This is a genomic window from Actinoplanes sp. NPDC049668, assembly GCF_044465445.1.
Lineage (GTDB): Bacteria > Actinomycetota > Actinomycetes > Mycobacteriales > Micromonosporaceae > Actinoplanes.
The window spans coordinates 540,984-565,154 of sequence record NZ_JBITLR010000005.1 but is presented as its reverse complement, the minus strand read 5'-3'; the positions used below and the strand labels follow the sequence as shown (position 1 = coordinate 565,154).

At 72.7% G+C, this 24,171-nt stretch carries 25 protein-coding genes and 1 pseudogene; 9 read left to right on the top strand and 17 right to left on the bottom strand.

From position 1 onward, the window contains the following. Positions 1 to 3 precede the first annotated feature (3 nt). Both ACIBSW_RS23725 and ACIBSW_RS23720 read right to left on the bottom strand, forming a co-directional pair. Positions 4 to 1,122 carry a hypothetical protein gene (locus ACIBSW_RS23725; RefSeq protein WP_354721962.1) on the bottom strand — a complete coding sequence of 373 codons (1,119 nt, stop codon included), beginning with the start codon at positions 1,120 to 1,122 and terminating at the stop codon, positions 4 to 6. Positions 1,123 to 1,223: 101 nt separating this feature from the next. After that, positions 1,224 to 2,039, bottom strand: coding sequence for a metallophosphoesterase (locus ACIBSW_RS23720; protein ID WP_354721963.1), 816 nt, complete (start codon positions 2,037 to 2,039; stop codon positions 1,224 to 1,226). Between the two features lie 41 nt (positions 2,040 to 2,080). Here ACIBSW_RS23720 and ACIBSW_RS23715 point away from each other — a divergent pair, with 41 nt between their 5' ends. After that, positions 2,081 to 2,566, top strand: coding sequence for a DUF488 domain-containing protein (locus tag ACIBSW_RS23715; protein ID WP_354721964.1), 486 nt, complete (start codon positions 2,081 to 2,083; stop codon positions 2,564 to 2,566). Here ACIBSW_RS23715 and ACIBSW_RS23710 read toward each other — a convergent pair. From ACIBSW_RS23710 to ACIBSW_RS23695, 4 genes are all read right to left on the bottom strand, one after another. Beyond that, on the bottom strand, positions 2,501 to 3,742 hold the full coding sequence (locus ACIBSW_RS23710) for a signal peptidase I (RefSeq protein WP_354721965.1): 1,242 nt from the start codon (positions 3,740 to 3,742) through the stop codon (positions 2,501 to 2,503). The genes ACIBSW_RS23715 and ACIBSW_RS23710 overlap by 66 nt on opposite strands. A gap of 34 nt (positions 3,743 to 3,776) precedes the next feature. Then, positions 3,777 to 4,346: a hypothetical protein gene (locus ACIBSW_RS23705; RefSeq protein ID WP_354721966.1), complete on the bottom strand. Its 570-nt coding sequence runs from the start codon at positions 4,344 to 4,346 to the stop codon at positions 3,777 to 3,779. A 121-nt stretch (positions 4,347 to 4,467) separates the two neighbouring features. Beyond that, entirely contained in the window at positions 4,468 to 5,133 is a 666-nt protein-coding gene (locus ACIBSW_RS23700; protein WP_354721967.1) for a response regulator transcription factor, read from the bottom strand. Next, positions 5,130 to 6,305, bottom strand: coding sequence for a sensor histidine kinase (locus ACIBSW_RS23695; RefSeq protein WP_354721968.1), 1,176 nt, complete (start codon positions 6,303 to 6,305; stop codon positions 5,130 to 5,132). The genes ACIBSW_RS23700 and ACIBSW_RS23695 overlap by 4 nt, the downstream gene beginning before the upstream one ends. 127 nt (positions 6,306 to 6,432) lie before the next feature. Between ACIBSW_RS23695 and ACIBSW_RS23690 the strand changes: the two genes are divergently transcribed. Continuing rightward, complete coding sequence (locus tag ACIBSW_RS23690) at positions 6,433 to 8,019, top strand: methyl-accepting chemotaxis protein (protein ID WP_354721969.1); 1,587 nt, start codon at positions 6,433 to 6,435, stop codon at positions 8,017 to 8,019. Between the two features lie 16 nt (positions 8,020 to 8,035). Here the strand turns inward: ACIBSW_RS23690 and ACIBSW_RS23685 are convergent, their stop codons facing one another. After that, the gene (locus ACIBSW_RS23685) at positions 8,036 to 8,971 is read right to left on the bottom strand and encodes a DUF2332 domain-containing protein (RefSeq protein ID WP_354721970.1); all 936 of its coding nucleotides are present in this window, start codon (positions 8,969 to 8,971) and stop codon (positions 8,036 to 8,038) included. A gap of 107 nt (positions 8,972 to 9,078) precedes the next feature. Between ACIBSW_RS23685 and ACIBSW_RS23680 the strand changes: the two genes are divergently transcribed. Continuing rightward, positions 9,079 to 10,785 (top strand): sulfatase, encoded by a 1,707-nt coding sequence (locus ACIBSW_RS23680; protein WP_354721971.1) that lies wholly within the window; start codon positions 9,079 to 9,081, stop codon positions 10,783 to 10,785. An 8-nt stretch (positions 10,786 to 10,793) separates the two neighbouring features. Here the strand turns inward: ACIBSW_RS23680 and ACIBSW_RS23675 are convergent, their stop codons facing one another. Next, on the bottom strand, positions 10,794 to 11,810 hold the full coding sequence (locus ACIBSW_RS23675; protein WP_354721972.1) for a beta-ketoacyl-ACP synthase 3: 1,017 nt from the start codon (positions 11,808 to 11,810) through the stop codon (positions 10,794 to 10,796). Between the two features lie 378 nt (positions 11,811 to 12,188). Between ACIBSW_RS23675 and ACIBSW_RS23670 the strand changes: the two genes are divergently transcribed. Then, positions 12,189 to 13,787, top strand: a complete 1,599-nt coding sequence (locus ACIBSW_RS23670; protein ID WP_354721973.1) for an ABC-F family ATP-binding cassette domain-containing protein — start codon at positions 12,189 to 12,191, stop codon at positions 13,785 to 13,787. 3 nt (positions 13,788 to 13,790) lie between these two features. Here the strand turns inward: ACIBSW_RS23670 and ACIBSW_RS23665 are convergent, their stop codons facing one another. Both ACIBSW_RS23665 and ACIBSW_RS23660 read right to left on the bottom strand, forming a co-directional pair. Next, entirely contained in the window at positions 13,791 to 14,174 is a 384-nt protein-coding gene (locus ACIBSW_RS23665; protein WP_354721974.1) for a VOC family protein, read from the bottom strand. An 18-nt stretch (positions 14,175 to 14,192) separates the two neighbouring features. After that, complete coding sequence (locus tag ACIBSW_RS23660; protein WP_354721975.1) at positions 14,193 to 14,660, bottom strand: heme-degrading domain-containing protein; 468 nt, start codon at positions 14,658 to 14,660, stop codon at positions 14,193 to 14,195. Positions 14,661 to 14,807: 147 nt separating this feature from the next. On the opposite strand from ACIBSW_RS23660, the gene ACIBSW_RS23655 reads away from it, so the two are divergent. Next, positions 14,808 to 15,596, top strand: coding sequence for an endonuclease/exonuclease/phosphatase family protein (locus tag ACIBSW_RS23655; protein WP_354721976.1), 789 nt, complete (start codon positions 14,808 to 14,810; stop codon positions 15,594 to 15,596). Between the two features lie 3 nt (positions 15,597 to 15,599). Here ACIBSW_RS23655 and ACIBSW_RS23650 read toward each other — a convergent pair whose 3' ends face one another. Further along, positions 15,600 to 16,094, bottom strand: coding sequence for a GNAT family N-acetyltransferase (locus ACIBSW_RS23650; protein WP_354721977.1), 495 nt, complete (start codon positions 16,092 to 16,094; stop codon positions 15,600 to 15,602). Between the two features lie 65 nt (positions 16,095 to 16,159). Here ACIBSW_RS23650 and ACIBSW_RS23645 point away from each other — a divergent pair, with 65 nt between their 5' ends. Both ACIBSW_RS23645 and ACIBSW_RS23640 read left to right on the top strand, forming a co-directional pair. Further along, entirely contained in the window at positions 16,160 to 16,597 is a 438-nt protein-coding gene (locus ACIBSW_RS23645) for a MarR family transcriptional regulator (RefSeq protein WP_354721978.1), read from the top strand. A gap of 11 nt (positions 16,598 to 16,608) precedes the next feature. After that, positions 16,609 to 17,028, top strand: coding sequence for an organic hydroperoxide resistance protein (locus tag ACIBSW_RS23640; protein WP_354721979.1), 420 nt, complete (start codon positions 16,609 to 16,611; stop codon positions 17,026 to 17,028). Between the two features lie 12 nt (positions 17,029 to 17,040). Here the strand turns inward: ACIBSW_RS23640 and ACIBSW_RS23635 are convergent, their stop codons facing one another. Together ACIBSW_RS23635 and ACIBSW_RS23630 are read right to left on the bottom strand one after the other, a co-directional pair. Then, positions 17,041 to 17,934: a virginiamycin B lyase gene (locus ACIBSW_RS23635; protein WP_354721980.1), complete on the bottom strand. Its 894-nt coding sequence runs from the start codon at positions 17,932 to 17,934 to the stop codon at positions 17,041 to 17,043. Then, positions 17,934 to 18,890, bottom strand: coding sequence for a tyrosine-type recombinase/integrase (locus ACIBSW_RS23630; RefSeq protein ID WP_354721981.1), 957 nt, complete (start codon positions 18,888 to 18,890; stop codon positions 17,934 to 17,936). The genes ACIBSW_RS23635 and ACIBSW_RS23630 overlap by 1 nt, the downstream gene beginning before the upstream one ends. 432 nt (positions 18,891 to 19,322) lie before the next feature. On the opposite strand from ACIBSW_RS23630, the gene ACIBSW_RS23625 reads away from it, so the two are divergent. Next, positions 19,323 to 19,907, top strand: a complete 585-nt coding sequence (locus ACIBSW_RS23625) for a pyridoxamine 5'-phosphate oxidase family protein (RefSeq protein WP_354722008.1) — start codon at positions 19,323 to 19,325, stop codon at positions 19,905 to 19,907. Here ACIBSW_RS23625 and ACIBSW_RS23620 read toward each other — a convergent pair. The 4 genes and pseudogenes from ACIBSW_RS23620 to ACIBSW_RS23605 all read right to left on the bottom strand — a co-directional run bounded on the left by ACIBSW_RS23620 (position 19,806) and on the right by ACIBSW_RS23605 (position 23,328). After that, positions 19,806 to 20,564, bottom strand: coding sequence for a hypothetical protein (locus tag ACIBSW_RS23620; RefSeq protein ID WP_354722009.1), 759 nt, complete (start codon positions 20,562 to 20,564; stop codon positions 19,806 to 19,808). The two genes, ACIBSW_RS23625 and ACIBSW_RS23620, sit on opposite strands and share 102 nt — an antisense overlap. 144 nt (positions 20,565 to 20,708) lie before the next feature. Beyond that, positions 20,709 to 20,966 (bottom strand): annotated as a pseudogene (locus tag ACIBSW_RS23615) (Tn3 family transposase); the annotation flags it as partial. A 236-nt stretch (positions 20,967 to 21,202) separates the two neighbouring features. After that, positions 21,203 to 22,000, bottom strand: a complete 798-nt coding sequence (locus ACIBSW_RS23610; RefSeq protein ID WP_354721982.1) for a hypothetical protein — start codon at positions 21,998 to 22,000, stop codon at positions 21,203 to 21,205. A gap of 398 nt (positions 22,001 to 22,398) precedes the next feature. After that, on the bottom strand, positions 22,399 to 23,328 hold the full coding sequence (locus ACIBSW_RS23605; RefSeq protein WP_354721983.1) for an aminoglycoside phosphotransferase family protein: 930 nt from the start codon (positions 23,326 to 23,328) through the stop codon (positions 22,399 to 22,401). Positions 23,329 to 23,374: 46 nt separating this feature from the next. On the opposite strand from ACIBSW_RS23605, the gene ACIBSW_RS23600 reads away from it, so the two are divergent. After that, entirely contained in the window at positions 23,375 to 24,148 is a 774-nt protein-coding gene (locus tag ACIBSW_RS23600; RefSeq protein WP_354721984.1) for an ankyrin repeat domain-containing protein, read from the top strand. The last annotated feature ends 23 nt before the right edge of the window (positions 24,149 to 24,171 follow it).

Genomic DNA, 24,171 nt, shown 5'->3' with positions numbered 1-24,171 from the left:
GAGTCAGGACGACTTCTTGACGACGACCCTCCTGCCGACGGCCGTCACGGTGTACGCCACCGACTTCTTCGTCCAGGGGTTGGTGGCGTATACCCGTACGCCTGCGGTGATGTCCTTGATCTGAACCACCGCGGCGCCGGACTGTGCGTTGGCGCCCGCCGCCGCGCGGCGGACCAGGCTGCGCACCGACGCGACCGAGACCTTGCGGCCCTTGGCGGCCTTGCGGGCGTTCGCCGCGCCGCCTCCGGCGGCGTTGTTCACCAGGTTGCCCATGGAGAGGTACGCGCGGCCGGACTTGAGGGACTTCGCGTCGACCGTCAACGTCGCGGACGGCATGGAGATCGACTGCGGCCCGTAGGTGTACGCCGCGGAGTCCTCGAAGGCGACGTCGCCCTCCTCCAGGCGGAAGTCCCGGCCGGTGACGACCGAGTCCGCGCCGACGTGCAGCGTCACCTCGCCGGTCTCGTCGGCGACCCGGTAGTCGGCCGAGCCGTCCTCGTGCTCCTCCCGCGTCACCTCGGTCGCGTCGTCGAGGCGCTCCACCAGGTCGGCGGCCATGGCCGCCGGGCTCTCCTGGAGGTACTCCGCGAAGTCGACCTTGCCGGCGGTGAAGACGTACTTCACCGTCTGCCTGCCCATCATCGCCAGGACGCTCTTGTGCCAGCTCTCCTCCGGCGCACGCCAGGTGCCCTTGGCCGCGTCGACCGCGCCGCCGAGGTCGGTGCCGTCGCTGTCGGTGAAGTGCCAGGTCAGCCGGCGGTTCACCAGGTCGGCCTGTACGGTCGCCTCGCCCTCGTCCGGTTCACCGGAGGACGGCGTGCGCACCAAGGCCTCCACGATCTTCCAGCCCTGGGCCCCGGCCTCCGCCGAGGCCGCCTCGACGGCCTCCATCGCGGCCGACAACTCCTCGGGGCCGAAGTCCCCGTCCGGGGCGGGGTCATCGGTGCACTCGTCGTCGGTGCACTCGTCCTCCGGGGCGGGGTCGTCAGTGCACTCCTCCTCGTCGGCGCACAGCACGCCGGCGGTGGGGTTCGCGGCGAAGGCCGCGCCGGGCGCGAGCAGCAGGCCGACGGCCACCGAGGCGGTGGCGAGCAGGAGGGCGGGCCGGGTACGAGCGGACATGTGGTGACCTCGGTCTCATCGCGGGACGTGGCACCGCTAGGAATCGGCGGCCGGCCCGCCATGCTGAGAATTCGGCCGGCCCAGCCGGGCGACCGCGGCGCTCACGGCGGCCGCGTCGGCCTCGTAGGCCGTCTCGCCGGCGTGCGGGTCCCGGGCGTGCAGCGTGAGTGCGGGCCGCCGAGGTCGATCAGCGACGCCGACGCGCCCCGGACCCCGCGCAACGTTCCCGGGGTCGCGGTCAGGTCGATGCGGTCGACGACGCCCGGCGTGACCCAGACCGGCACGGACGCGAGCATCCCGTACAGCTGAAGGTGGAAGTGTCCGCAGAGGATGAGCCGCACGTCGGTCCCGCCGACGGCGCCGGCCAGGTCGGGGCCGTCGCGCAGCCCGAGGGCCTCCTGCAGCGGCTCGCCGGGAACGACGACCGGCGGGTGGTGGAAGGCCAGGACGGTCCCGTTCGGTGCCGGCTCGGCCAGCACGTCGCGCAGCCAGGCCAGCTGCGCCGCGCCGATCAGCCCGTAGCCGCTGCCCGGGACCAGCGAGTCCAGGGTCACGACGCGGTAGCCGTCGACGACGGTCACCGCCGCCCGTTCGCCGCCCGGCGCGTCGAGCCGGCTGTCGGGCCGGTCCCGGCCCTCGGCGTCGAGGTGGCCGGTGCCCAGCACGGCGGTGAACGCCGCCCGCTCGTCGTGGTTGCCGGTGGTGAAGATCGCCGGGATGCGGTGCCGGCGGGCGAAGCCGCCGACGAGTTCCAGTGCGGCCGTGTACGCCTCGGTGGTGCCGTCGTCGGCGACGTCCCCGGTGACCACGACCGCGCTCAGCCCGGCGAGCTCACGGCAGTCGTGCAGGAGGCGGCTCAGCGACTCGCGGGCGCCGGCTCGGCCGAGGTGGGTGTCGGACAGGTGCAGAATCCGCATGCGGGGACGCTATCGGGCGACGGATGGAAAGGTGATCCCTGATGCTCGCTGTGGTGACGATCGGCGCGTACGGCTTCGACGGCGAGTCGTTCCTGCGGCGGCTGCGCGACGCCGACGTGCGCCTGCTGCTCGACGTGCGCCAGCGCCGCGGCGTCCGCGGGCCGGAGTACGCCTGGGCGAACTCGGCCCGGCTGCAGGCGGCCCTGGCCGGGGCCGGGATCGGCTACCAGCATCATCCCGAGCTCGCGCCGACCACCGAGCTGCGCCGGATCCAGTACGCCGAGGACGACCGCCAGGGTGTCGGCAAGCGCTCGCGCCACGAGCTGGCCGACGGGTACGCCCGCGGCTACACCGCCGAGATTCTCGAACGCGCCGACCTCACGCCGATCGCCGCGGCGCTGCCGGACGGCGGCGCCGCGGCGCTGTTCTGCGTCGAGGCCGACCCGGAGGCCTGCCACCGCTCACTGATCGCGCGGCGGCTGGCCGAGCGGCACGGCCTGGTCGTCGAGCACCTGCGCCCGCGTTGACCGGCCGGCCGCCGGCGGCCGGTACGACCACGTGTTCGACGCGTTGGCCGTCGAGAGCACCTGCGGCTCCACCCACTGGTTGCGCACGTCGAACCAGCGGAGGTCCGTGGTCACGGTGCCGGCGTTCGTGTTGTGCTGCGGCGCGTCGAGGGTGACGGTGAAGCGGAACGTCAGCGTCTGCCGCGCGGACGGTGTCCACCCGAGGTCGATCGGCGCCCACCGGCCGTGGTTGTTGTTCAGGTCGGCGAGGGTGCCGTTGTAGACGGTGGTGGCCGACGCGCCGTCGACGCGCTCGATCACGATGTGCAGCCACTTCGCCACGTCCGTGCCCGAGCCGGTGTAGGACGCGTTGGCCGCGTACAGGCGCAGGTCGGGCTGGTACGAGCCGGGTGCCGGGTCGTAGGTCACCGAGATGGTGCGGGTGAGGGTCTGCGCGCCGGGTACCGAGAATGTCGGGTCGCCGGAGGTGAACAGCGGGTCTGTCGCACCGGTCACCAGTGGCCCGGACGGCGTCCGGTGGCCCGCGGCGAACGAGTTGGCGGCGCTCACGACCGTGGCGGTGTACGCGGCGGCCGACGAGCGGTTGACGGTGGCCGGCGCGATGACGCTGGCACCCGCCACGAGCGAGACGGCGAGGGTGAGGACCGCGTTGCGGCGGAAGCCGGGCAGGTGCGAGCGGCCGGCCGGCTGCACGCCCGCCAGCAGGCCGGCGAAGCCGGCGACGGTCAGCACGAGCGGCAGGACGTCGTGCTGCCTGGCCCACATGAAGGACATGCCGACCCAGGGCACCAGGAGGAACGCGCGGCCGCGTACGGCGTCGCGGTGCACGGGCAGCAGGTCCGGCGTGGGGTTGGCGTCGCCCTGGGTGATGTACGTGCCGTCGGGGTTGATCGCGACGATGCGGTGGGTCAGCAGCGTCCCGGGCCGGGCCGGGTTGTCGACGGTGACGACCTTGCCGAGCAGCTCGGTGCTCTCGTCGAGGTCCTTGGTGACGACGATGTCGCCGACGCGGACGCGCGGCGACATCGAGCCGGAGACGATGACGGTGGCGTCGAAGCCGAACGGCACGAGCACCACCGCCCACATGGCCAGGGTGGTCAGCGCCCACAGCGCCGCGCGGGAGATCGACATCCGCAGCGCTTCCGGCCAGCCGAGCCCCGCGGTGGTGGTGGTCATCGCGGGGCTCCTTCCTATCCGGTGGTGCGGGTGGTCAGCGTGCGGTCGCGGTGAACGCGAATCCGACGCCGTTGAGCGTCGCGTCGTACTCGGTGGTGGTGGGGTCGAGCTTCACCGTGACGAGGTACTTCTGCGACTGGGTGCCGGCGCTGCCCGCGACGTCCCACAGGACCGGGACGTTCAGCGCGCTCAGCGGCTGATCCGCGGTGCCGATCACGGCGCTCGTGTCGGCGTTGCGGACGGTGACGAGCAGGTCGTCGGCCAGCGCGCTGGACGCGCCCGTCGAGGTCAGCGCGACGCGGGCGGCGTCCCGGCCGGTGTAGTTGACGGTGATCGAGTTGGAGATCGTGTCGTCCGGCTTGAGGACGCCGTCGGCCGCCTTGCCGTTGAGGTGTGCCGCGTCGGCGTCGAACAGGGGCAGGGTCGCCAGGGCCGAGTTCGCGCCGTCGGTCAGCTGGAGGGCGACGTTGTCGTGGGTGGCGAACGAGTTGTCCGCGTTGGTCTGGGTGCTGGTGAACGCGGCGCTCGAGAAGCCGAGCACCACCGCGGCGGACGCGGTCAGCCCGACGGGTGCCGCGGCCCACCTGAGGATGTTCTTGTTCATGAGTCGGCGCTCCTTCCGGGAGCTCGGTTCCCCTGTCAGGAACACACCAATAGCGTCGCCTTTTTCCCGATTCGCGGCATCGGCCCCGGGATGGCACCTGGCGTACTCCGCCGGGAGTACCTCACGCGCCGGGGTGCACCAGGCCGGCCTCGTAGGCGAGCATCACCAGCTGCGCCCGGTCGCGCGCGCCGAGCTTGGTGAAGATGTGACTCACGTGCGTCTTCGCCGTCAGCGGGCTGATCACCAGGTCGGCGGCGAGCTCCTCGTTGCTGCGTCCCCGGGCCACCAGCGTCAGCACCTCGCGCTCACGGTCGGTGAGCTGGTCCAGCTCCGCCACGGCCGGGCCGCTCGGCGCCGGCTCGGTCACGAACTTCTCGATGAGCATGCTCGTGATCCGCGGCGACAGCAGGCTCTCGCCCGCCGCGATGGTGCGCACCGCGGCCAGCAGGTCGGCCGGGCGGGTGTCCTTGAGCAGGAAGCCGCTCGCGCCGGCCCGCAGCGCGGCGAACACGTAGTCGTCGTGGCCGAACGTGGTCAGGATGAGCACCCGCACCGCGGCCAGGTCCGGTTCGGCGCAGATCCGCCGGGTCGCCTCGATGCCGTCCATGGTGGGCATCTGGATGTCCATGAGCACCACGTCGGGCCGCAGCCGAGCGGCCGCCGCGACGGCGGCCGCGCCGTCCTGCGCCTCGCCCGCGGTGGCCATGTCGGCGGCGCTGTCGATCAGGACGCGGAAGCCGGCCCGGATCAGCTCCTGGTCGTCGGCGATCAGCACGCGCAGCGTCACGGCGCGACCCCCGTCGGCATCGTCGCGGTCACCCGGAAGCCGCCCTCTCGCCGCGGCACGGCGGTCAGCGAGCCGCCCAGCGCGGCCAGGCGCTCGCGCATGCCGAGGATGCCGTGCCCGGCCGCAGCGCCCGCCCGTACGCGGACCGGGTCGACCGGGTCACCGTCGTCGGTGATCTCCATCCGGACCTGCCCCGGCCCGAACTCGACGTGGACGCCGACCCGGGTCACGTTCCGCGCGTGGCGTACGGCGTTGGTCAGGCTCTCCTGGGTCACCCGGTAGAGCGTCCGGTCGACGGCCGTCGGCAGCCTGCCCGGGTCACCGGTGATCTCCAGCTCGACGGGCAGCCCGCCGTCCCGCACGCGGTCGACCAGGCTCTGCAGGGTCTCGCCGGGCCCGCCCGCCGGACCGGCCGGCTCGTCGCCGCGCAGCAGCCCCAGCGTCGTGCGGATCTCGTCGAGCGCCGCCGTGCTGGCCTCGTGGATGTGCTCCAAGGCGAAGCGGACCGCGCCGGGGTCGCTGTCGAGCACGTGCGCGGCCACCCCGGACTGCACGCTGATCATGGTGAGGCTGTGGCCGACGGTGTCGTGCAGCTCCCGGGCGATGCGCAGCCGCTCCTCGGTGATCATCTGACGGGCGGCCTGGCGCCGCTCGGCGCGCTTCGCCTCCGCCCGGGCCGCCTTGCTCGCCAGGAAGAGGTGGTGGCTCTGTGCGATCGACCCGAAGGCACCGGCGGTCATGGCCCAGCCCACCCACGCCCAGAGCGGCACCGCCGGGTCCGGGAACGTCGAGTAGCGCAGTGCCAGCAGCACCGCGCAGACGGTGGCGAGCAGGGTGATCCAGAACGCCTCCGCGGTGTTGCGGCGCCGGCCGACGTAGAACAGGGCCATCAGCACCGAGAGGCCCACCGGCCAGACCGGGTGCTCGGTGAGCATGGCGACGGCGCAGCCGGCGAACGCCACGCACAGCCCGGCCCGCGGCCAGCGGTAGGCCGCGATGCCGCCGGACGCGATCACGGCCGCGAGCGCCGCGTCCGCGAGACCCGGGTATCCGCCGGCGGCCCGCCACCAGTCGATCATCGTGATGGAATAGAGGCCGCAGCCCGTCGCCAGGTTCGCCGCGGGCCAGAACCAGCCGGGCAGCGTCCGCGCGCGCGACGCCAGCTCGAACATGTGCTCAACGTACGACCGCGCGGCCCCTGCGGCTCAGCCCTCGGACCACTGTTGCCGATGAGTGTGGTGAGGGCTGTGCGCAGCCGGGGGCGTACGCGCCGGGCGAGGTTCTACGGGGGATGATTCTGTGCGTTGGCTGAGTGACCTGTCGCTGCGGGTGAAGGTGTACGCGGCGGTGCTGGCGGCGGCGCTGGCCGCCGTGGTGGTCGGCGTCGTCGGCCTGCAGAAGCTGTCGGCGACCGCGGACGCGGCCGAGTACCTGTACAGCCAGAACCTGCTGCCGGTGGCGCAGCTCGGCACGGTGCAACAGGGCGTGCAGCGTTCCTGGGTGGCGGCGCTGGACACGCTGGGCAGCACGAGCATGAGCGCGATGACCTCGGAGAAGGAGGCGATGGCCAAGGCGGACGCCCAGGCGGACCAGGCCTTCGCCGAGTACGCCGCCACGGACATGACCGGCCGGGAGGACCTGGCCGACCGCTACCGCACCTCGCTGGGCCAGCTGCGCAAGGTGCGCGACGAGAAGCTGCTGCCGCTGGCGCTCGCCGGCGACCTCGCGGCCTTCGGGCAGATCCGCGACTCCACCGCCGCCCCGGCGCTGCAGGCCACCGAGGAGGCCCTGGACGGGCTGGTCGCGATCGAGAAGGAGATCGCGGACCAAAAGCGGGCCGAGACCGCGGCCGCGTACAAGGCCGCCCGCAATCAGATGATCATCGTGCTGGTGATCGGGGTGCTGCTGTCGTTCGCCATCGCCTACCTGGTGGTCCGCGGGATCATGCGCACCCTGACGGCGGTGGGCCGGGTCAGCGGCGCCCTGGCCGAGGGGGACCTGACCGTGCGGGCCGCGGTGACCGGGCGCGACGAGCTGGGCCGGATGGCCACGGAGCTGGACACCGGCATCACCACGGTGCGCCACAGCATGGACCGCATGTCACAGGTCGCGGTCACCCTGTCGGCGGCCGCGGAGGAGCTGTCCGCGGTCAGCACCCAGCTGCTGGCCGGTGCCGCCGAGGCGGCGGAGCGGGCCGCGGCGGCCACCACCGCCACCGACGAGACCAACCTCGGCGTGCAGACGATCGCGGCGGGCGCGGAGGAGATGACCGCGTCGATCGCCGAGATCGCCTCCAACGCCGCGCAGGCCGCGCAGGTGTCGCAGCACGGCACGCAGGTCGCGGAGCGCACCACCGGGGACGTCGCCGAGCTCGGCACCGCGAGCGCGGAGATCGGCGACGTGGTGCGGCTGATCACCTCGATCGCCGAGCAGACGAACCTGCTCGCGCTCAACGCCACCATCGAGGCGGCCCGGGCGGGCGAGCTCGGCAAGGGCTTCGCGGTCGTCGCCGGCGAGGTCAAGGACCTGGCGCAGCAGACCGCGAAGGCCACCGAGGAGATCACCGCCCGGATCGCCGCGATCCAGGCGTCCAGCGGCACCGCCGGGCACGCGATCAGCCAGATCACCGACGTCATCCGCCAGCTCGGCGACTACACCACCACGATCGCGTCCGCGGTGGAGGAGCAGACCGCCACCACCGCGGAGATGAGCCGGTCCGTGACCGACGCCGCGACCAGCAGCGGCTCGGTGGCCCGTACCGTCTCCGGGGTGGCCGAGATCGCCTCCTCGACCGCCGAGGGTGCCAAGAGCACCCAGCAGGCCGCCGCCGACCTGACCAACATGGCCACCGAGCTGACGAACCTGGTCAACGGCTTCCGGCACTGACCGGCCGCCGCGGCGTTCAGCCGAACCAGGCGAGGCGCTCGCCGTGCGACCGGGTCCAGGCCAGCGGGCGGCCGTCGAGGGCGAGCACGTTGTACAGCGCGTCGTCCGGCGGCTCCGGCAGCGCCCGGTGGGTCACCACCTCCGGGGACTCGTTGGCGATCCAGTGGCCGGGCAGCGCGGTCACCACCTCGGCGAACGCCGCCCGCCGCGGCGCGGGCACCTGGTAGAGCACCGAGGTGTGGAACACCACCAGGGTCGCGTCCGGCGGCGCCTGCGCGGCCAGCGCCGGCAGGTCGTCGAGCACGTCACCGCGTACCAGATGGGGCGGGTCGGCCGCGGCGAGCGCGGCCGCCGCGGCCAGCCGGGCCCGGCGGTGGGTCTGCTCCGGCCAGATGAGGGAGTCGAGCCAGGCGACGTCCGCCGGGTCGGCCACATCCAGCGGGTTCAGGTCCAGGCCGGCCCGCCACACCACCTGCGGTACGCGCGCCGGCGGCGTCAGCCCGGTCGCCTCGCACTCCAGCAGCGGCCCGCCGTCGCCGAGCCGGTGCTCGCCGTAGCGGTAGGAGTACCGGTCGGGGTAGAGGCACAGGCCGGCGGAGGCGCCGACCTCCAGCAGGGCGAGGGGTCCCGGCAGCGCGGCGAGTACGGGCAGCAGCGCCGCGCAGCGCCCGGCCTCGTTGGTCTGTGTCGCCCGGGACAGCAGCTGCGGCGCGATCGCCGCCCAGTTCGCCACCACGTAGTCGTGGAACGCGGCCGGGTCCTCGACCGGCCCGCCGAGGAGGCGGACCACGCCGAAGAGCAGGTTCGGCTGCCGCTTCGCCGGTGGCAGGGTGGCGATGAGCGCGAGCAGCTCGGCGTCGCCGGACACGGCGTGGGCCAGCCGCTCGTACGCCGGTGACACCCCGCGGGCCTCGCGGGTGCCGAAGTCGGCGTAGGTCTGCGCGATCGTCATGTGTCGCCTCCAGCTGTCGATCGATGGCCCGCTCGTGGGCGCGTGCTACTCATGGTGAGTACAGTCCGACCGTCTCCTCGGACTCCAGCATCGTAAGGATCGTCGGGTTGTCGTACTTCAAGCGCTTTCGCCGTACCCCGGCAAAGGGCGTCGGCGCAGGTCGCGCCGTCGCCTGGGTGATCACCGTGCTCGCCGCGGCCCTGGTCTATCTGGCCTTGGTGGTGCCGGACCAGATCACCCGGCTGCCGGCCGGTTCGTCGATACCCGCCGCGTTCGTCCGCATCCCGATCGAGGGAATCGTCGCGTTCGCGGTGCTGCTGGTGCTGCCGGCCCGGGCCCGCGGGATCGCCGCCGGGATCGCGGGCGCGGTCCTCGGCCTGCTGACCCTGATCAAGATCATCGACATGGGCTTCTTCAACTTCCTGTCCCGGGCGTTCAACCCGGTGCTGGACTGGCCGCTGTTCGTCGACGGCTACCGCTTCGTCCGGGACTCCTTCGGCATGGCCGGCGCGGTCGGCGCGGTCGCCGGGGCGGTGCTGCTGGCCGTGGCGGTGCCGGTGCTGATGGTCCTGGCCGTACGCCGGCTGGCGCGGGTCACGGCCGCGCACCGGACCGCCGCCGAGCGCGGCATCGCCGTGGTCGCGACGGCGTGGCTGGCCACGGTCTTCCTCGGCACCTCGTTCGTGCCCGGGGTGTACGTGGCCTCGGACAGCGCCGCCGACCTGGCCCGCGACAACGTGCTGAAGGTGCCCGAGGCGATCGAGGACCGCCGCGCGTTCGCCGCCGAGGCCCGCGACGACGCGTTCCGCGACCTGCCGGGCGACCAGCTGCTGACCGCGCTGCGTGGCAAGGACGTGGTGTTCACGTTCATCGAGAGCTACGGGCGCTCGGCGATCGAGGACCCGAAGCTGTCGGAGCGCGTCGACGCGGCGCTGGCCGACGGCGATCGCCGGCTGGCAGCCGACGGCTTCTCCGCCCGCAGCGGCTTCCTGACGTCGCCGACCTCCGGCGGCGGCAGCTGGCTGGCGCACGCGACGTTCCAGTCCGGCGTGTGGATCGACAACGAGCAGCGCTACCGCAGCCTGGTCTCGGGCGACCGGATGACGTTGACCAGCGCGTTCGGCAAGTCGGACGCCTGGCAGACGGTCGGCGTCGAGCCCGGGGTGACCTTCGCCTGGCCCGAGGGCCGGTTCTACGGCTTCGACAAGGTCTACGACTCGCTGACGCTGGGCTACCACGGCCCGGCGTTCAGCTGGGCCACGATGCCGGACCAGTTCACCCTCAAGTCGTTCACCGACCGGGAGTACACGCGGCCGGGCCGGCAGCCGCTGATGGCCGAGGTCACGTTCGTCTCGAGCCACACCCCGTGGGCGCCGGTTCCCACGCTGGTCGGCTGGGACGAGGTCGGCGACGGCTCGATCTACGCCGAGCAGCAGAAGAGCGCGCCGAAGCCGGGCGAGGTCTGGAAGGACGCCGACCGGGTACGCGAGGAGTACGCCAAGTCCGTCAAGTACTCGATCGACAGCCTGATCTCCTGGGTGCAGGAGTACGGCGACGACAACCTGGTCCTGGTCTTCCTCGGCGACCACCAGCCCGCGCCGATCGTGGTCGGCGCCACCGCGAGCCACGACGTGCCGATCTCGATCGTCACCCGGGACCGCAAGGTGCTCGACCGGGTCGCGGACTGGGGCTGGAGCGAGGGTATCGAGCCGGCGCCGCAGGCGCCGGTGTGGCCGATGAACGCCTTCCGCGACCGGTTCCTGACCGCGTTCGGCCCGCAGCAGAACCAGGCCCTGTCACCGCCGCGGCGCTGACCGCCGGCTCACTGCTCGCTGCCGACCGCGTCGATCACGGGCCAGGTCAGCAGCGCGGACCCCCAGGTCAGGCCGCCGCCGAACGAGGTCGCCAGCAGCCGGTGCCCGGCGCGCAGCGACCCGTCGCGGCAGGCGTCGCCCAGGGCCAGCGGGATGGACGCCGCGCCGGTGTTGCCGAGCGTGGCCACGTTGCCGATCCGCCGGTCCTCGGCCACCCCGACCAGCTCCGCGACCCGGTCCAGGATCCGCTGGTTGGCCTGGTGCGCCACGAACCGGTCCACGTCGGCCACACCGCGCCCGGCGGCGCTGAGCACCCGCAGGCTGGACTGGGTCATGTGCTCGATCGCCCGGCGGTAGACCTCCTGCCCGGTGACCGCCCAGTACAGGTCCTCCGGCGCGGCCGTGCCCCGGGCCCGCTGGCGGCTGCCGCCGGACTCGATCCGGATCAGGTCCGCGGCGCCGCCGTCGCTGCCCAGGTCGAACGGGCCGAGCGCGCCGGGCTCGTCCGCGGTGCCCGCGCGCAGCACCACCGCGCCGGCACCGTCGCCGAACAGGATCGCCGGCCCGCGGGCCTGCGGCACCTGCTGCAGAAAGTACGAGTTGGTCTCCGCGCCGATCAGCAGCACCCGCTCGGCGATGCCGGCCGCGATCAGGCCGGCGCTCGCGGCCAGCCCGTAGACGAAGCCGCTGCACACCGCGGCGAGGTCGAACGCGGCGGCGGGCGCGACACCGACCCGCCAGGCGACCTCCGGCGCGGTGGCCGGGCTCAGCCGGTCCGGGGTGGTGGTCGCCACGATCACCGCATCCACCGAATCGGCCTGCGCCGACTTGAGCGCGTTGCGGCCCGCCGTGCTGGCCAGGTCGGCGGTGGTGGTGCCCGGCTCGACGACGCGGCGCTCGGCGATCCCGGTCCGGCGTCGGATCCACTCGTCGGTGACCTCGAGCGCCGGCGCCAGTTCGTCGTTGGGGACCCGGCGGCTGGGCACCGCCATACCGAGTCCTTCCAGGACGGCGACTCTGCTCACGTTCTCTCCCTCTCGGCTAGCCGCTTCCAGGATCGTCTCCAACCACCCGAAACCATCACCGATACACACCCCCGACCGGGAAATAAGCCGTTCGGGCGTCCCGCCGTCGCCCCGGACGGTACCCGGCGCACCGTCGCGGATCGAAGTGGGTTGGTTACCCGCTGGTAGCGGCTCGGTGGCGGGCGCGAAAAACGGATGAACCCGCGCACCCGCTGCTGTTAGCGTCCGTGTCATGGCTCTGGGTATCTGGTCGCAGAGGATCCGCACCGCCCGCTGACGGCGGCGCCCGACCTCTGCTTGATCCGCGCTCGCCGTCCCGGTCCCCGCCGGGCGGCCATCCGTTGCTGCCCGGCTCACCTGCGAGCCGCGGAGTACACCGTGAACCCCACCCCGAGCACCGAAACCACCACCGCACACATCCGCGCGACCGGCGTCGCCGTCGCCCGCGGATCCCGGCGGATCCTGCACGACGTGTCGGTCACCGTCTCCGCCCGGTCCCGGATCGCCGTCGTCGGCGAGAACGGCCGCGGCAAGACGACGCTGCTGCACGTCCTCGCCGGCCTGATCCGGCCCGACGAGGGCGCCGTGCACCGGGCCGGCACCATCGGCCTGGCCCGCCAGGAGCTGTCCGCCCGCGACGGCGAGACCGTCGGCACCCTGACGTCGCAGGCCCTCGCGGCCCCGCTCGCGGCCCTCGCCGCGCTCGACGAGGCGAGCCTCGCCGTCGCCGCCGGGGATCCCGCCGCCGGCGACCGGTACGCCGCGGCGCTCGACGCCGCCGTACGGCTCGACGCCTGGGACGCCCAGCGCCGCATCGACGTCGCCCTCGAAGCCCTCGGCGCCTGCACCGACCGCGACCGTCCACTGGCGACGCTGTCGGTCGGTCAGCGCTACCGGGTACGGCTGGCGTGCCTGCTCGGCGCGCGCGACGACCTGCTGCTGCTCGACGAGCCGACCAACCACCTCGACGCCGGCGGGCTGGACTTCCTGACCCGCCGGCTACGCGAGCACGACGGCGGCCTCGCCGTGGTCAGCCACGACCGGGCGCTGCTGCGCGACGTCGCCGACCACTTCCTCGACCTCGACGAGACCCGCGACGCCCGCCCCCGGCTGTACGCCGGCGGCTACGACGCCTGGCAGGACGCGCGGCGCCGGGAGCGGGAGCGCTGGGAGCAGGACCACGAGGAGCAGCAGGCCGAGCACCGGCGGCTGCAGGACGCGGTGTCCCGGGCCCGCGACCGGCTCGCCACCGGCTGGCGGCCGGCCAAGGGCACCGACCGGCACCAGCGGCAGTCCCGCGCGCCGGGCGTCGTGCAGGCCCTGAACCGCCAGCGGGAGGCCCTCGCCGCGCACCGCCTCGACGTGCCGGCGCCGCCGCCGGTGCTGCGGTGGCCGGACCTGGCCGTACGGCCGGGCGTGCCGCAACTGCGGGCGCACGGCGTCACCGTCGGCGCCCGGCTGGCCGGTCCGGTCGACCTCGCCCTGGACGGCGGCGACCGGCTGCTGGTCACCGGGCGCAACGGCGCCGGGAAGTCCACGCTGCTCGCCGTGCTGGCCGGCGCGCTGCGGCACACCGGCGGCCGCCTCTGGACGGCGCCGGGCACCCGGGCCGCCCTGCTCGCACAGGAGACCACCGATCAGGACCCCGGGCTCACCGCGCGCGAGCTGCTTGCCCGGTCCGGAGAGCCCGGGGGCGCCGGCCTCGGGCTGCTGGACCCCGCCGCGATGGCCACGCCGGTCGGCCGGATGTCGCAGGGCCAGCGGCGGCGCCTCGACCTGGCCCTTGCCCTGGCGCCGCGGCCCGGCCTGATCCTGCTCGACGAGCCGACCAACCACCTCTCGGCGGCGCTGACCGACGAGCTGACCGCGGCGCTGCGTACCACGTCGGCCACCGTCGTGGTCGCCACGCACGACCGGAAACTGCTCGGAGACCTGGCCGACTGGCCGCGGCTCGACCTAGATGCCCGCCGGTCCTGAGGCTCAGCCCCGCTCGGCGGCGCTGCGCTCGACGCAGAACTCGTTGCCCTCGGGGTCGCGCATGGTGACCCAGCCCGTACCGTCGGGCCTGCGGTGGTCCTCGAAAACGGCCGCGCCGGCCGCCAGCAGCCGCTCCACGGTCTCGTCGCGGGTGCCGGCCGCCGGCTGGATGTCCAGGTGGACCCGGTTCTTCGCGGCCTTCTCATCCGGTACGCGAATGAACAGGATCCCCGGCAGGTTCGGCTCCGGCGCGACGAGCAACACCTCGTCGTCGCCCTTCTCGGACTCCGGGTCCACCGCGTAGCCGGTGACCTCGGCCCAGAACGTGGCCAGCGCGAACGGATCGTGCGCGTCGAACGTGACATGCCGAACAGGATTGACGAACATGCCGGGCAGCATAGCCAATCAGAGATCGAGATACGCCTCGATCGCCTCCACCACCAGAGCGTGATCGTCGGCCTGCGGAAGCCCCGACACGGTCACCACCCCGACGACACCCACATTCGGTACGCGCACCGGAAAGGCGCCGCCGTGCGCGGCGTAGTCGGCGGGGTCCACACCGTACTTCGCGTCCAGCTCGACACCCTTGGCGGCCAGCCGCCGGCCCACCAGGTACGAGGACGCCGCGAACCGCTCCACCACCCGCACCTTGCGGGCGATCCACGCGTCGTTGTCGGCCGTGCTGCCCGGCAGCGCCGCGTGGAACAGCTGCTGGGTGCCCCGGCGGATGTCAACGGCCACCGGCAGGTCCCGGCTGGTCGCCAGGTCGACCAGCAGGCTGCCCAGGTGCCAGGCGTCCGCGTTGTCGAACCGGGTGAAGGTCAGGCGCCGCTCATGCTCCTCGAGCCGGGCGATCAGATCGTCGTCGGTCATGGCGACCATTCTCCGACAAAGATCAGCCGCGGCCACGGCTACGGCGTAACCAGATCCCCAACGAGCCCAGGATCACGAACACCGTCGCCGCACAGCACACCGCCTTGAACACCGCTGACACCTCATCCACCGCTAGGGTCTTGTTCCGTGCGACTGGCCACCTTCAACCTGCTGCACGGCAGGTCACTCTCCGACGGCAACGTACACGCCGAACGGGTCGCCGCGTCGGTCGCCGACCTGGACGCCGACATCCTGGGACTGCAGGAGGTCGACCGCGCACAGCCCCGCAGCGGCCTGCTCGACCTCACCGCGATCGCCGCCGAGGCCCTCGGCGCCAAGGTGCACCGCTTCGCCGCCGCCGTCGTCGGCACGCCGGGGGAGACCTGGCAGCCGTGGCGCTCCGCCGACGACAACGCCCACCCGCTCTACGGCATCGCCCTGATCAGCCGGTGGCCGGTGCTGCGCTGGCAGATCACCCAGCTGCCCGCCGCACCCGTACGCTCCCCGGTCTGGGCGCCCGGGCCCGGCGGGGGACTGGTCCTGCTCAAGGACGAGCCCCGCGTCCTGATCGCCGCCGTCGTCGACACCCCGACCGGGCCTATGACGGTCGCCAACACCCACCTGTCGTTCGTGCCGGGCTGGAACCTGCGCCAGCTGCGCGCCGCCGTGCGCGCGCTGCGCGCCCTGCCCGCGCCGCGGGTCCTGCTCGGCGACCTCAACCTGCCCGCCGGGCCGATCCGCGCCTTCACCGGCTGGCGCACCCTGGCCCGCCGGCCCACGTACCCCAGCGCCCGCCCGCGGGCCCAGCTCGACCACGTCCTGGCCGACCCGCGCGGCGCCGGGCCGCTCGGCCCGGTCGTGCAGGTGCGCACCCCGGCGGTCGGCGTCTCCGACCACCTTCCGCTGGTCGTGCACCTGGACCCGCCGCGCCGCTAGGACCTAGACCGGCAGCTCGAAGATCAGCTCGAGGCCGTCCTCCTCGTCCCACTGCTCGCCGGTCTGGGTGAACCCGAACCCGGCGATCGTCGCCAGCGACGCGACGTTCTCCGGGCTGATGCTGGCCCGGACCACCCGTACGCCCGGCTCCGCGCGCGCCCGCTCGATCAGCGCGGCCAGCATCGCCCGGGCGTGACCCCGCCGCCGGTACGCGGGATCCACCGAGTAACCCACCTCGACCATCCCGTCGGCGTCCGGGGGACCATGGAACCCGGCGTGCCCGACCACCACCCCCTCGGGCTCGGCCACCGCCACCCGGGCGATCCACTCCGCGCTCGCCGGGTCCCGGGCGATCTGCTCGCTGCGGATCTCCCACAGCCACTTCTCGCCCCGGATGAACTCCGACAGCGGCTGGCCCGCGGCGGCGCCCGCCGCGGGCAGGTCGGACTCGATCAGCGCCCGCAGCGCGGCCGGCGGCAGTTTCACGAAACGGATCACCGGAAGATCCTAGGTCAACCGCCGATCAGTTGTGCACAACTAAGTTGTGGGCTACTGTTCTCCGCGTGGACACCACCGGCCTCGAACAGATGATCTGCTTCGAGCTCTACGCCGCCTCCCGGGCCATGACCGCCCTCTACCGGCCCGCCCTCGACGCACTCGGCCTCACCTACCCGCAGTTCGTCGCCATGCGCGTCATCTGGCACCGCGGCCGGCTCACCGTCCGCGACCTCGGCACCGCCCTGTCCCTGGACAGCGGCACCCTCTCGCCCCTGCTCAAACGCCTCGAAACCCAGGGCCTCATCCACCGCGAACGCGGCACCGACGACGAACGCGTCGTCTGGATCACCCCGACCGACCAGGGCGCCGCCCTGCGGCACAAGGTCGCGGACCTGCCCGAACGGCTCGCCTGCACCACCGACCTCACGGTCGAGGAATTCGCCCAGCTGCACCACCTGCTCGGCCGCATCCGCGGCACGGCAGCCACCCCCGCCCCCAACTAGGGAGAACCACAATGCAGGCTGTGTACACGGCATCCGCCACCGCGACCGGCGACGGCCGCGGCGGCCACACCCGCTCCAGCGACGGCGTCCTCGACCTCGGCCTCGCCGTCCCCAAGGAGCTGGGCGGCCCCGGCGGCCAGCTCACCAACCCCGAGCAGCTCTTCGCCGCCGGCTACGCCGCCTGCTTCCACAGCGCCCTCAAGCTCGTCGCCGGCAAGCAGAAGATCACCCTCACCGACACGGCCATCACCGTCGACGTCGGCATCGGCCCCAACGGCAAGGGCGGCTTCGGCCTCACCATCGCCATCGAGGCCGAACTGCCCGGCATCGACGACGACACCGCCCGTACGCTGCTCGAAACGGCGCACCAGGTCTGCCCGTACTCCAACGCCACCCGCGGCAACGTCGACGTCACGCTCACCATCGCCTGAGCCCGCCCCTCGCTAACGCTGGAGACGGGCGATCGCGCCCGTCTCCAGCGCCGCGAAAACCGTGCCGTCGGGCGCCACCGCGATCCCATGCGGTTCCGACACCGGCGTCGGCAGGTCGAAATGGCGGAAGACACCGTGCGCACTGACATGCCCGATCCGGTTGGCGGCCCACTCGGTGAACCAGCAGCCGCCCGCCGGGTCGGCGACGATCGCGTGCGGCCTGGCCGCGCGATCCGGCAGCGGAAACTTCCGGATCGCGCCGTCGGGCGCGATCCTGCCGACCTGCCCGGCGACGATCTCCACGAACCAGAGGGCGCCGTCGGCGCCGGCCGCGATGCCGACCGGACCGGCACCGGCGGTAGGCAGCTCGTACAGGGCGACCGCGCCGCCAAGGTCGATCCGGCCGATCGCGCCGGCCTGGTTCAGCGTGAACCACAACGCCTCGTCCGGACCCGCCGTGATCATCGACGGGAAGGCACCCCGGACCGGAAGCGCGAACTCCGACACCACACCGCCGACGGTCACCCGGCCGATGCGGTCGGCGCTCATCTCGGTGAACCACAACGCGCCGTCGGGGCCCGCCGCGATGCCGAACGGCCCGCTGCCCGGCGTGGGAATGGCGAACGACGAGCCGGTGCCGTCCGCGGTGATACGGCCGATCCGGTGGTCCCGGTTGCGCGTGAACCACAGCGCGCCGTCGGGACCGGACGTGATGACCGACGGGCCACAGTCCGCCGAGTCCAACGCGTGCGTGGTGACGTGATCACCCCGCCCGAGGCGACCGATGCGTCCGCTGTGCACCAGGGTGAACCACAGCGCACCGTCGGGACCGGCGGTGACACCGTACGGGCCGGCACCACGGCCGGCCACCGAAACCTCGCCGACCGGTCCGCGCTCATCAGACATCAGGCGCCCAGCTCACCCAGCGCGCGGTTGGTGCGGTTCGCCCGCACCGCCGCGCGCTGCTGCGCCGCGGTCACCTCGATGTAGCCCTGCGACGTCGTCAGCGACGCGTGACCCAGCAACCGCATGATCTCGGAGGCGTTCGCACCGTCCTCGGCCAGCCGGGTCGCGAACGTGTGCCGCAACGCGTGCAGCTGCGCGCCCCGGGGCACCCGGTCCGCGATACCCGCCCGGCGATAGCAGGACTCCACCAGGTACTGCAGGCCACCGCGCCGCAGCGGCAGGCCCTTACGGTCCAGGAACAGGGGATCGACCGGACTCACCCGCCCGAACCGCAGCCGGCGGCTCTCCACGTAGCGGTCCACGACCGCGTCCAGCTCCGGCCCGATCGGCACCGACCGCGGCCGGCCACCCTTGCCAGCCACCTCGACGCGCCGCTCGCCCGGGCGGCCCAGCAGCGAACCGGCCCTGAGCGCCAGCAGCTCGGAGAGCCGCAGGCCGGCGCACAGGGCCAGGGCTACGACCGCGACGTCGCGCTCCGGCCAGGGGTCACGCTGACGCTCGTCGCTCTGGTTGACCGCCTGCAGGAGCTGCTCCGGGGTGTCCTCGCCGCGCAGGGGCTTGGGGGAGGGCGTGGGGATCCTCGGCTTCCCCACCGCGGGCATGGGGTTGCCGGCCACCACCCCGTCGACGACGAGGAAGCCGAAGAACGAGTTCCAGCTCGACCAGGCCCGGTAGACCGAGGCGGGCGCGCGGCCGGCGGCGAACGCGCCGAAGGCGGCCCGCAGCGCCTTGGGGGAGAGGTCACCGAGAGTGACGTCTTCGCCGAGTTCCCGGAGGATGGCGGTGAGGTCCCGGCGGTAGGCCATCAGCGTGTGCTCGGACGGTTTCCGCACGGCCCGGGCGGCGAGGAACTCCTCGATGAGCGCGGTGACTGGAATGTCTTGTTCGTCCTGCATAAGGAATATTATGCAGGAGTTTCGCTCTCAGCGGGCCGGCGGCGGACCCCGAATTTGAGCGCGGAGAATCCGGCCGCGCAAGAAACATCCAACCGCCATCGGGTACGCGCAACGTGGCCCACAGACGCAAAGACCGGGGCTGACCGGCACACCGGGCCGCTGAGTGCGACGTCGCGCCAGTGGGACCGGCCGCCGGGCGGAGATCGCAAGGCCCGCGACGCCCGATGCCGCCCCAAAAGGTCCCGCCCGCGCTCAGGTTGACATAATGTAAATTATCGACCAAGCGATCGGGATCGAAATTCAGCGTTCGACGCCGGTGCAAGAAGACCGGCACCATCTTCCGCGACCCGTCCGCCCGAGTCCGTGTCGGCAGACACGAGGCCGGCGTCCTCATCCACCCATCGCTGACCGGGTGCACTACGGTTCTTGATGATCAACGTTGCGAATCCTTGGCTGATCGGCCCGGCCCCGACGAGCAAGCTCCCGCGGCGGCGGCTGGAGGAGCGCATCCTCAACCTGCTGTCCTCGCAGAACATGTGCGTCCTGGCCACCGCCGGCGCGGACGGCGCACTCGCCACTCCGGTCCGGTATTACCACCGCGACCTGGTCTTGTTCTTCACCTGCCAGGCCGGGACTCCGAAGCTGCGCAACATCGAACAGGACCCGCGGGTCTCCATCGGGCTGTTCGCCCCGCTCGTCGGCCAGGCCAGTTCACGAGGGGCGCAGCTGTTCGGAGTCGCCGAAATCCTGCTGCCCGGCATGGACGGGTATGCCGACGGGATGGCGATCTACCGCTGGCAGTCCGACGCGGTGGAGCGCGGCCGCCCGCTGAACCAGGAACCCAGCGGCCCGCTGGTCAGGGTGGCGGCAGATCGCGTCGTCTACACCGAGCACTGGCTACGCCGCGACGGCTACTCACCCCGACAGTTCTGGTCCCGCACCGCCGACACCGGTTCCCGCGAACCCGCGGCGCCGCCTTCGCTGCCAGACGCCAACGGACCGTGCGGTTCCCGCTGACGAGCCGCCAATTTGACTGAACCCACGGGGGCCTCGGGGTGCTGGTAAGAAACGTGTCCCCAGACGCAAACGGCGGCGGTTCTGTTGAGCGATCGGAACGTCGCGCACCTCGCCGCCTTTGCCGTGGAACCGAACCGACCCGGTCCGGGCCGTGATCGCGATGTCCTTGAGGGCGAGGCGGGCGACCTCCTCGACGCGCGGTCCGCAGCAGAGCAGCAGCGCGATGATCGCGTCGTTGCGTACACCGCGGCGTGCGGCCGCTCGCTCGACGGCGCCCTGGTCGACGCGCTCGAGCGCGTCCGGCTCCCCCGGCTTCGGGACGCGTACCCGCTTCACGCTGATGCGGATACCGGCCAGCTCGTGCAGTAGCGTGACCGCGGCCAGCCCTTGATTCACCGATGCCGGCTTGGCTCGCTGCTCGAGAAGGCTCTTGCGCCACGCGGTCACGGCCGCCTCGGCGCCGACCTGGTCGACGAGCGCGTCGCCGTGCTCGCCGCCGGGGCCGGTCAGCCAAGCGACGTACGCTCGACCCTGCCGCCAGTAAGCCTTCTTAGTCGCATCGGCCAGCTTGCACCGGGCCAGATGCCGCTCGAGCGCGACCAACGCGCCGTCGGCGGACTGGCCGGCCCGACGCAGCTGGATGACCTCAGCGCTCACCGGTCGCTGACTGTGTCGTCTTGGTCGCCGAGCAGGGCCGGGCGGAGCATCCCCACCGGCGTACTGCCCGGCGCGGGCTTCGGTTCGATCTCGCGAACGGATCCCGCTCCCCCTGCTCAGCGGTCCGGCGCGCGTTGATCCACACGTGCCGGCTCGGATCGCGGTCGTGTATTTGATCATGGGGGTCGTATTGCTCGGCGATGATGTCCCACCGGATCGGCCGCGACAGCGCCTGGGGAGCAGGTCGAAGCCGAGCAGCCTCGTGATGCCGAAGCCGACCTGGGACTGGCCGTGGGAGTCGACGTAGTTGCCCTCGACCTCCATGGTGGTGCCGTGCCGAATCGCGCCCTCGACCATGGCAGCGACCTCGGACGCGGCGCACGAGGTGAGCTGGGAGTGGATGGCCAGGAGCCACCGATGCCCGGACCCCAGGACCGTCGCCCGGATGACCGCCGTACCCGGCTCGCCCTCGCGGCGTTCACCGGCGCCCGTCCCGTAGTCGGCTGGCTGCTCGACCACATGACGACCTGATCGCCTACTGCTGACCTCAGGCGGAACCCCGCGCCCGACAAACGTCGGAGCGGGGCCGGTGACCTTGTCTGGGCGAGCCTTGCTTACGGCTCACCCGGGCTCGATCGTCACGCCTCGGCAGGCAGTGTTCTGATGCTGGGGTGCCGGACGTGGAGGGTGCGCATTCGGTCGCGGCCGGTGCCACGAGGCACCATCTTGTCGATCATCGTGGAGATGACTTCCTGGTGTTTCGCGGGCATGCCGAGACCGGCGAGGGCACTGACGATCATGTCGTGGTCGAGCAGTCCGGCGTCGCGGATCTCGTCGAGAGCGCGCTGGGCGCCGTCGCGGCCCCAGCCCTGGGGGTATCCGTTGTTGCCGTAGAAAAGGATGCTCTCCAGCGGCTCGGCCAGCCGCGGGTCGAGGGCGGTCACCTCACCTGTCAGCAGGTCCAGGGCGCCCACTGCCGCCGCCCAGCCGTCCAGCCACCACGGGGCCGGCAGCAGCCCGACAACCGCCAGCGGGATCTCGTAGGCCGTTGTCATCGCCAGCTCGAGCGCGGTGTACGTGGGGTTGTGGGCGATGACTGCCCCCGGCTCGACGGTGAGCCGGGAGGACCGAGGGGTGATGTGCCGTCCGGCGTAGCGGGTGAAGGGTGCCGCGTGGGCGTATTCGCCTTTGCGGTCGGTGACCAGCACAACGGGGAGACCACGCACGGCCTGCTTCTCGGCCCACTCCATCGCTACCGCGGCGGCGCTCTGCAGGGTGATCGCGTGGCCGGCGCTGGGTGGGATCCACGCAAAGGTGTGGCTCTGGGCCGGCGCGCTGTCGGTGCCGGTCACCACGCGCCGTGCGGCGGTGTATGAGACGCCAGTGGCGGCCTGGTACTCCCGGGTGGCGCCCTTGATACGGCGGTTCCTGGTCATCACGCACTCCTTGATGGCGAGGACGCCCCACGTCAGCCTCGCCGTCGGTATGCATGACCACACGGAAGCGGACGCGATTCGGAGAACCTTGGCCTCGACGCGCCGGCCAACGTGGGTGGCCGGCGCTCGGAACAGGCAGGCGTGACTGCCGTCCACATGCTATCGCAGATGGCCGGCGCCGCTCACACCGCAGCGCGGCCACGACGTCCGAGACATCGTCGGGCCGGTCGGCGCTGTGGGCTGCTCCAACTCACCGGTGACGCCTACTGTCGCCCCCAGCTCGACGACCGTACTCGGAGGTGCCGGTCGCCGCGGTAAGCCCGGTCCAAGGCCCGTCAGGCACGTCGGCCGTACGCAGGTCGGTCATCGGCGCCGAAGCCTAGAACCAGGACCGGCGCTCAGCCGTACAGGTCGGCGTGCCGGACGAGGTCGGTGGTGAAGGACGGGATGCTGCGGATCTGGGCTTGAGCGCGGGCGTCTATCTCGGTGAGGTCGCGGGGGCCGGTGGGTTCCTCCCCCAGCGACATGCGGAGACGTTCGGCGAGGCGGCCGAGGCGTATTCCGGCTCGGCGGGCCAGGATGTCGGGGCCGGTGGGCCGGGTGCCGCCGTTGGCGGCGTACGCGTCCAGGGCGCGGCGGATCGTGGCGCGGTCGGGTCCGGGCCGGTGGTGGGTGGCGAGCGAGTAGGCCGCGTGCGCGGTTTCGAGGCCGGCGCTGTCCGGGCCGGCGCTGTCCCAGTCGATGAGGACGGGGCCGGTCGCGGTGATCATGATGTTGTGGATCTCGATGTCGCGGTGGGTCGTCACGTGGTCGGTGGTGTCGTCGAAGGCGCGGGCCACCCAGGCGGTGGCGGCGAGGATGTCCGGCAGGTGTTCGCGCAGCGCCGGCGTCCAGGTGCGTTGCGCGGCGTGGAGCCAGGTGTGCCAGCGTTCGTCGTGCAGGTGGTACCAGTCGGGTCCGGCGGGGCCGGTGGTTTCGACGGCGTGCAGCCGCGCGAGGGTCTCGCCCAGCCAGGCGGCGATGTCGTCGCTCTCCCCCACGGGCCGGCCGTCGATCCAGGCGTACGCGCGGGTGAGTCCGATGCCGTCGACGTGTGCGGGGTGGCCGACCGGCGTGGGCATGTCGATGGCGGCGGCCCGGGCCTTGCTTTCGAAGATCATTGTCGCGGGCTGGGCGATCGGGAGGTGCTTGAGCAGGACGCGGCCGTCGGTCGTGTCCAGGGTCCAGGTCTGTGAGCTGCTGTAGGTCAGCGGCTGGAGTTCGCCGACGGGGTCGGCCAGGCCGAGCGCCTCGGTGATCGCCTCCGGTCTGACGACGGGAACTGTCACCGGCACATCTAACCCGACGCTGTCTACCGAGGTTAGGGTGTGCGATGTGGGAGCCGGCCTGCTCGTTCTCGGCACCGAGGATCCGCTCGCGGTTGCGGCGGTCGCCGCGATCCAGGCCGGGGACGTCGCGGCGTTGCGGCGGTTGCTGGCGGAGCGGCCGGGGCTGGCCACAGCGCGGCTCGGGGACTACGACGGGCGGCCCGACGGTGGAATGTCGCGGACCCTTCTGCACGTGGTCACCGATTGGCCGGGTCACTGTCCGAACGGGCCGGCCACGGTTGCCGCACTGATCGAGGCGGGTGCGGACGTGAACGCCCGGTTCACCGGCCCGCACACCGAGACGCCGCTGCATTGGGCGGCCAGCTGCGACGACGTCGCGGTGGTGGATGCGCTGCTGGACGCCGGCGCGGAGATCGACGCGACCGGTGCGGTGATCGGCGGGGGCACGCCGCTGGACGACGCGACGGCTTTCGCGCAGTGGCGGGCCGCGCGGCGGCTGGTCGAACGCGGCGCCCGCACGACGGTGTGGCACGCGGCGGCGCTCGGGCTTCTCGAGCAACTCCGGGAGTCGTTCACCGGCGGCACCCGGCCGGAGCCGGACGAGGTCGGCGACGTGTTCTGGGGCGCCTGTCACGGCGGGCAGTTGCCGGCCGCCCGGTTCCTGCTCGGCCGGGGCGCCGATCTGAACTGGATTCCGAGCTGGGAGAACCTGACCCCGCTGGACGCGGCCATCCGCAGCGGTGCCACCGAGGTCGTCGCGTGGCTGCGCGAGCGCGGCGCCGGTACCGTCGCCGAACTCGGTTTCGACCCGGGCCAGTGATCTCCCTGTATGTTTCGTGGCAT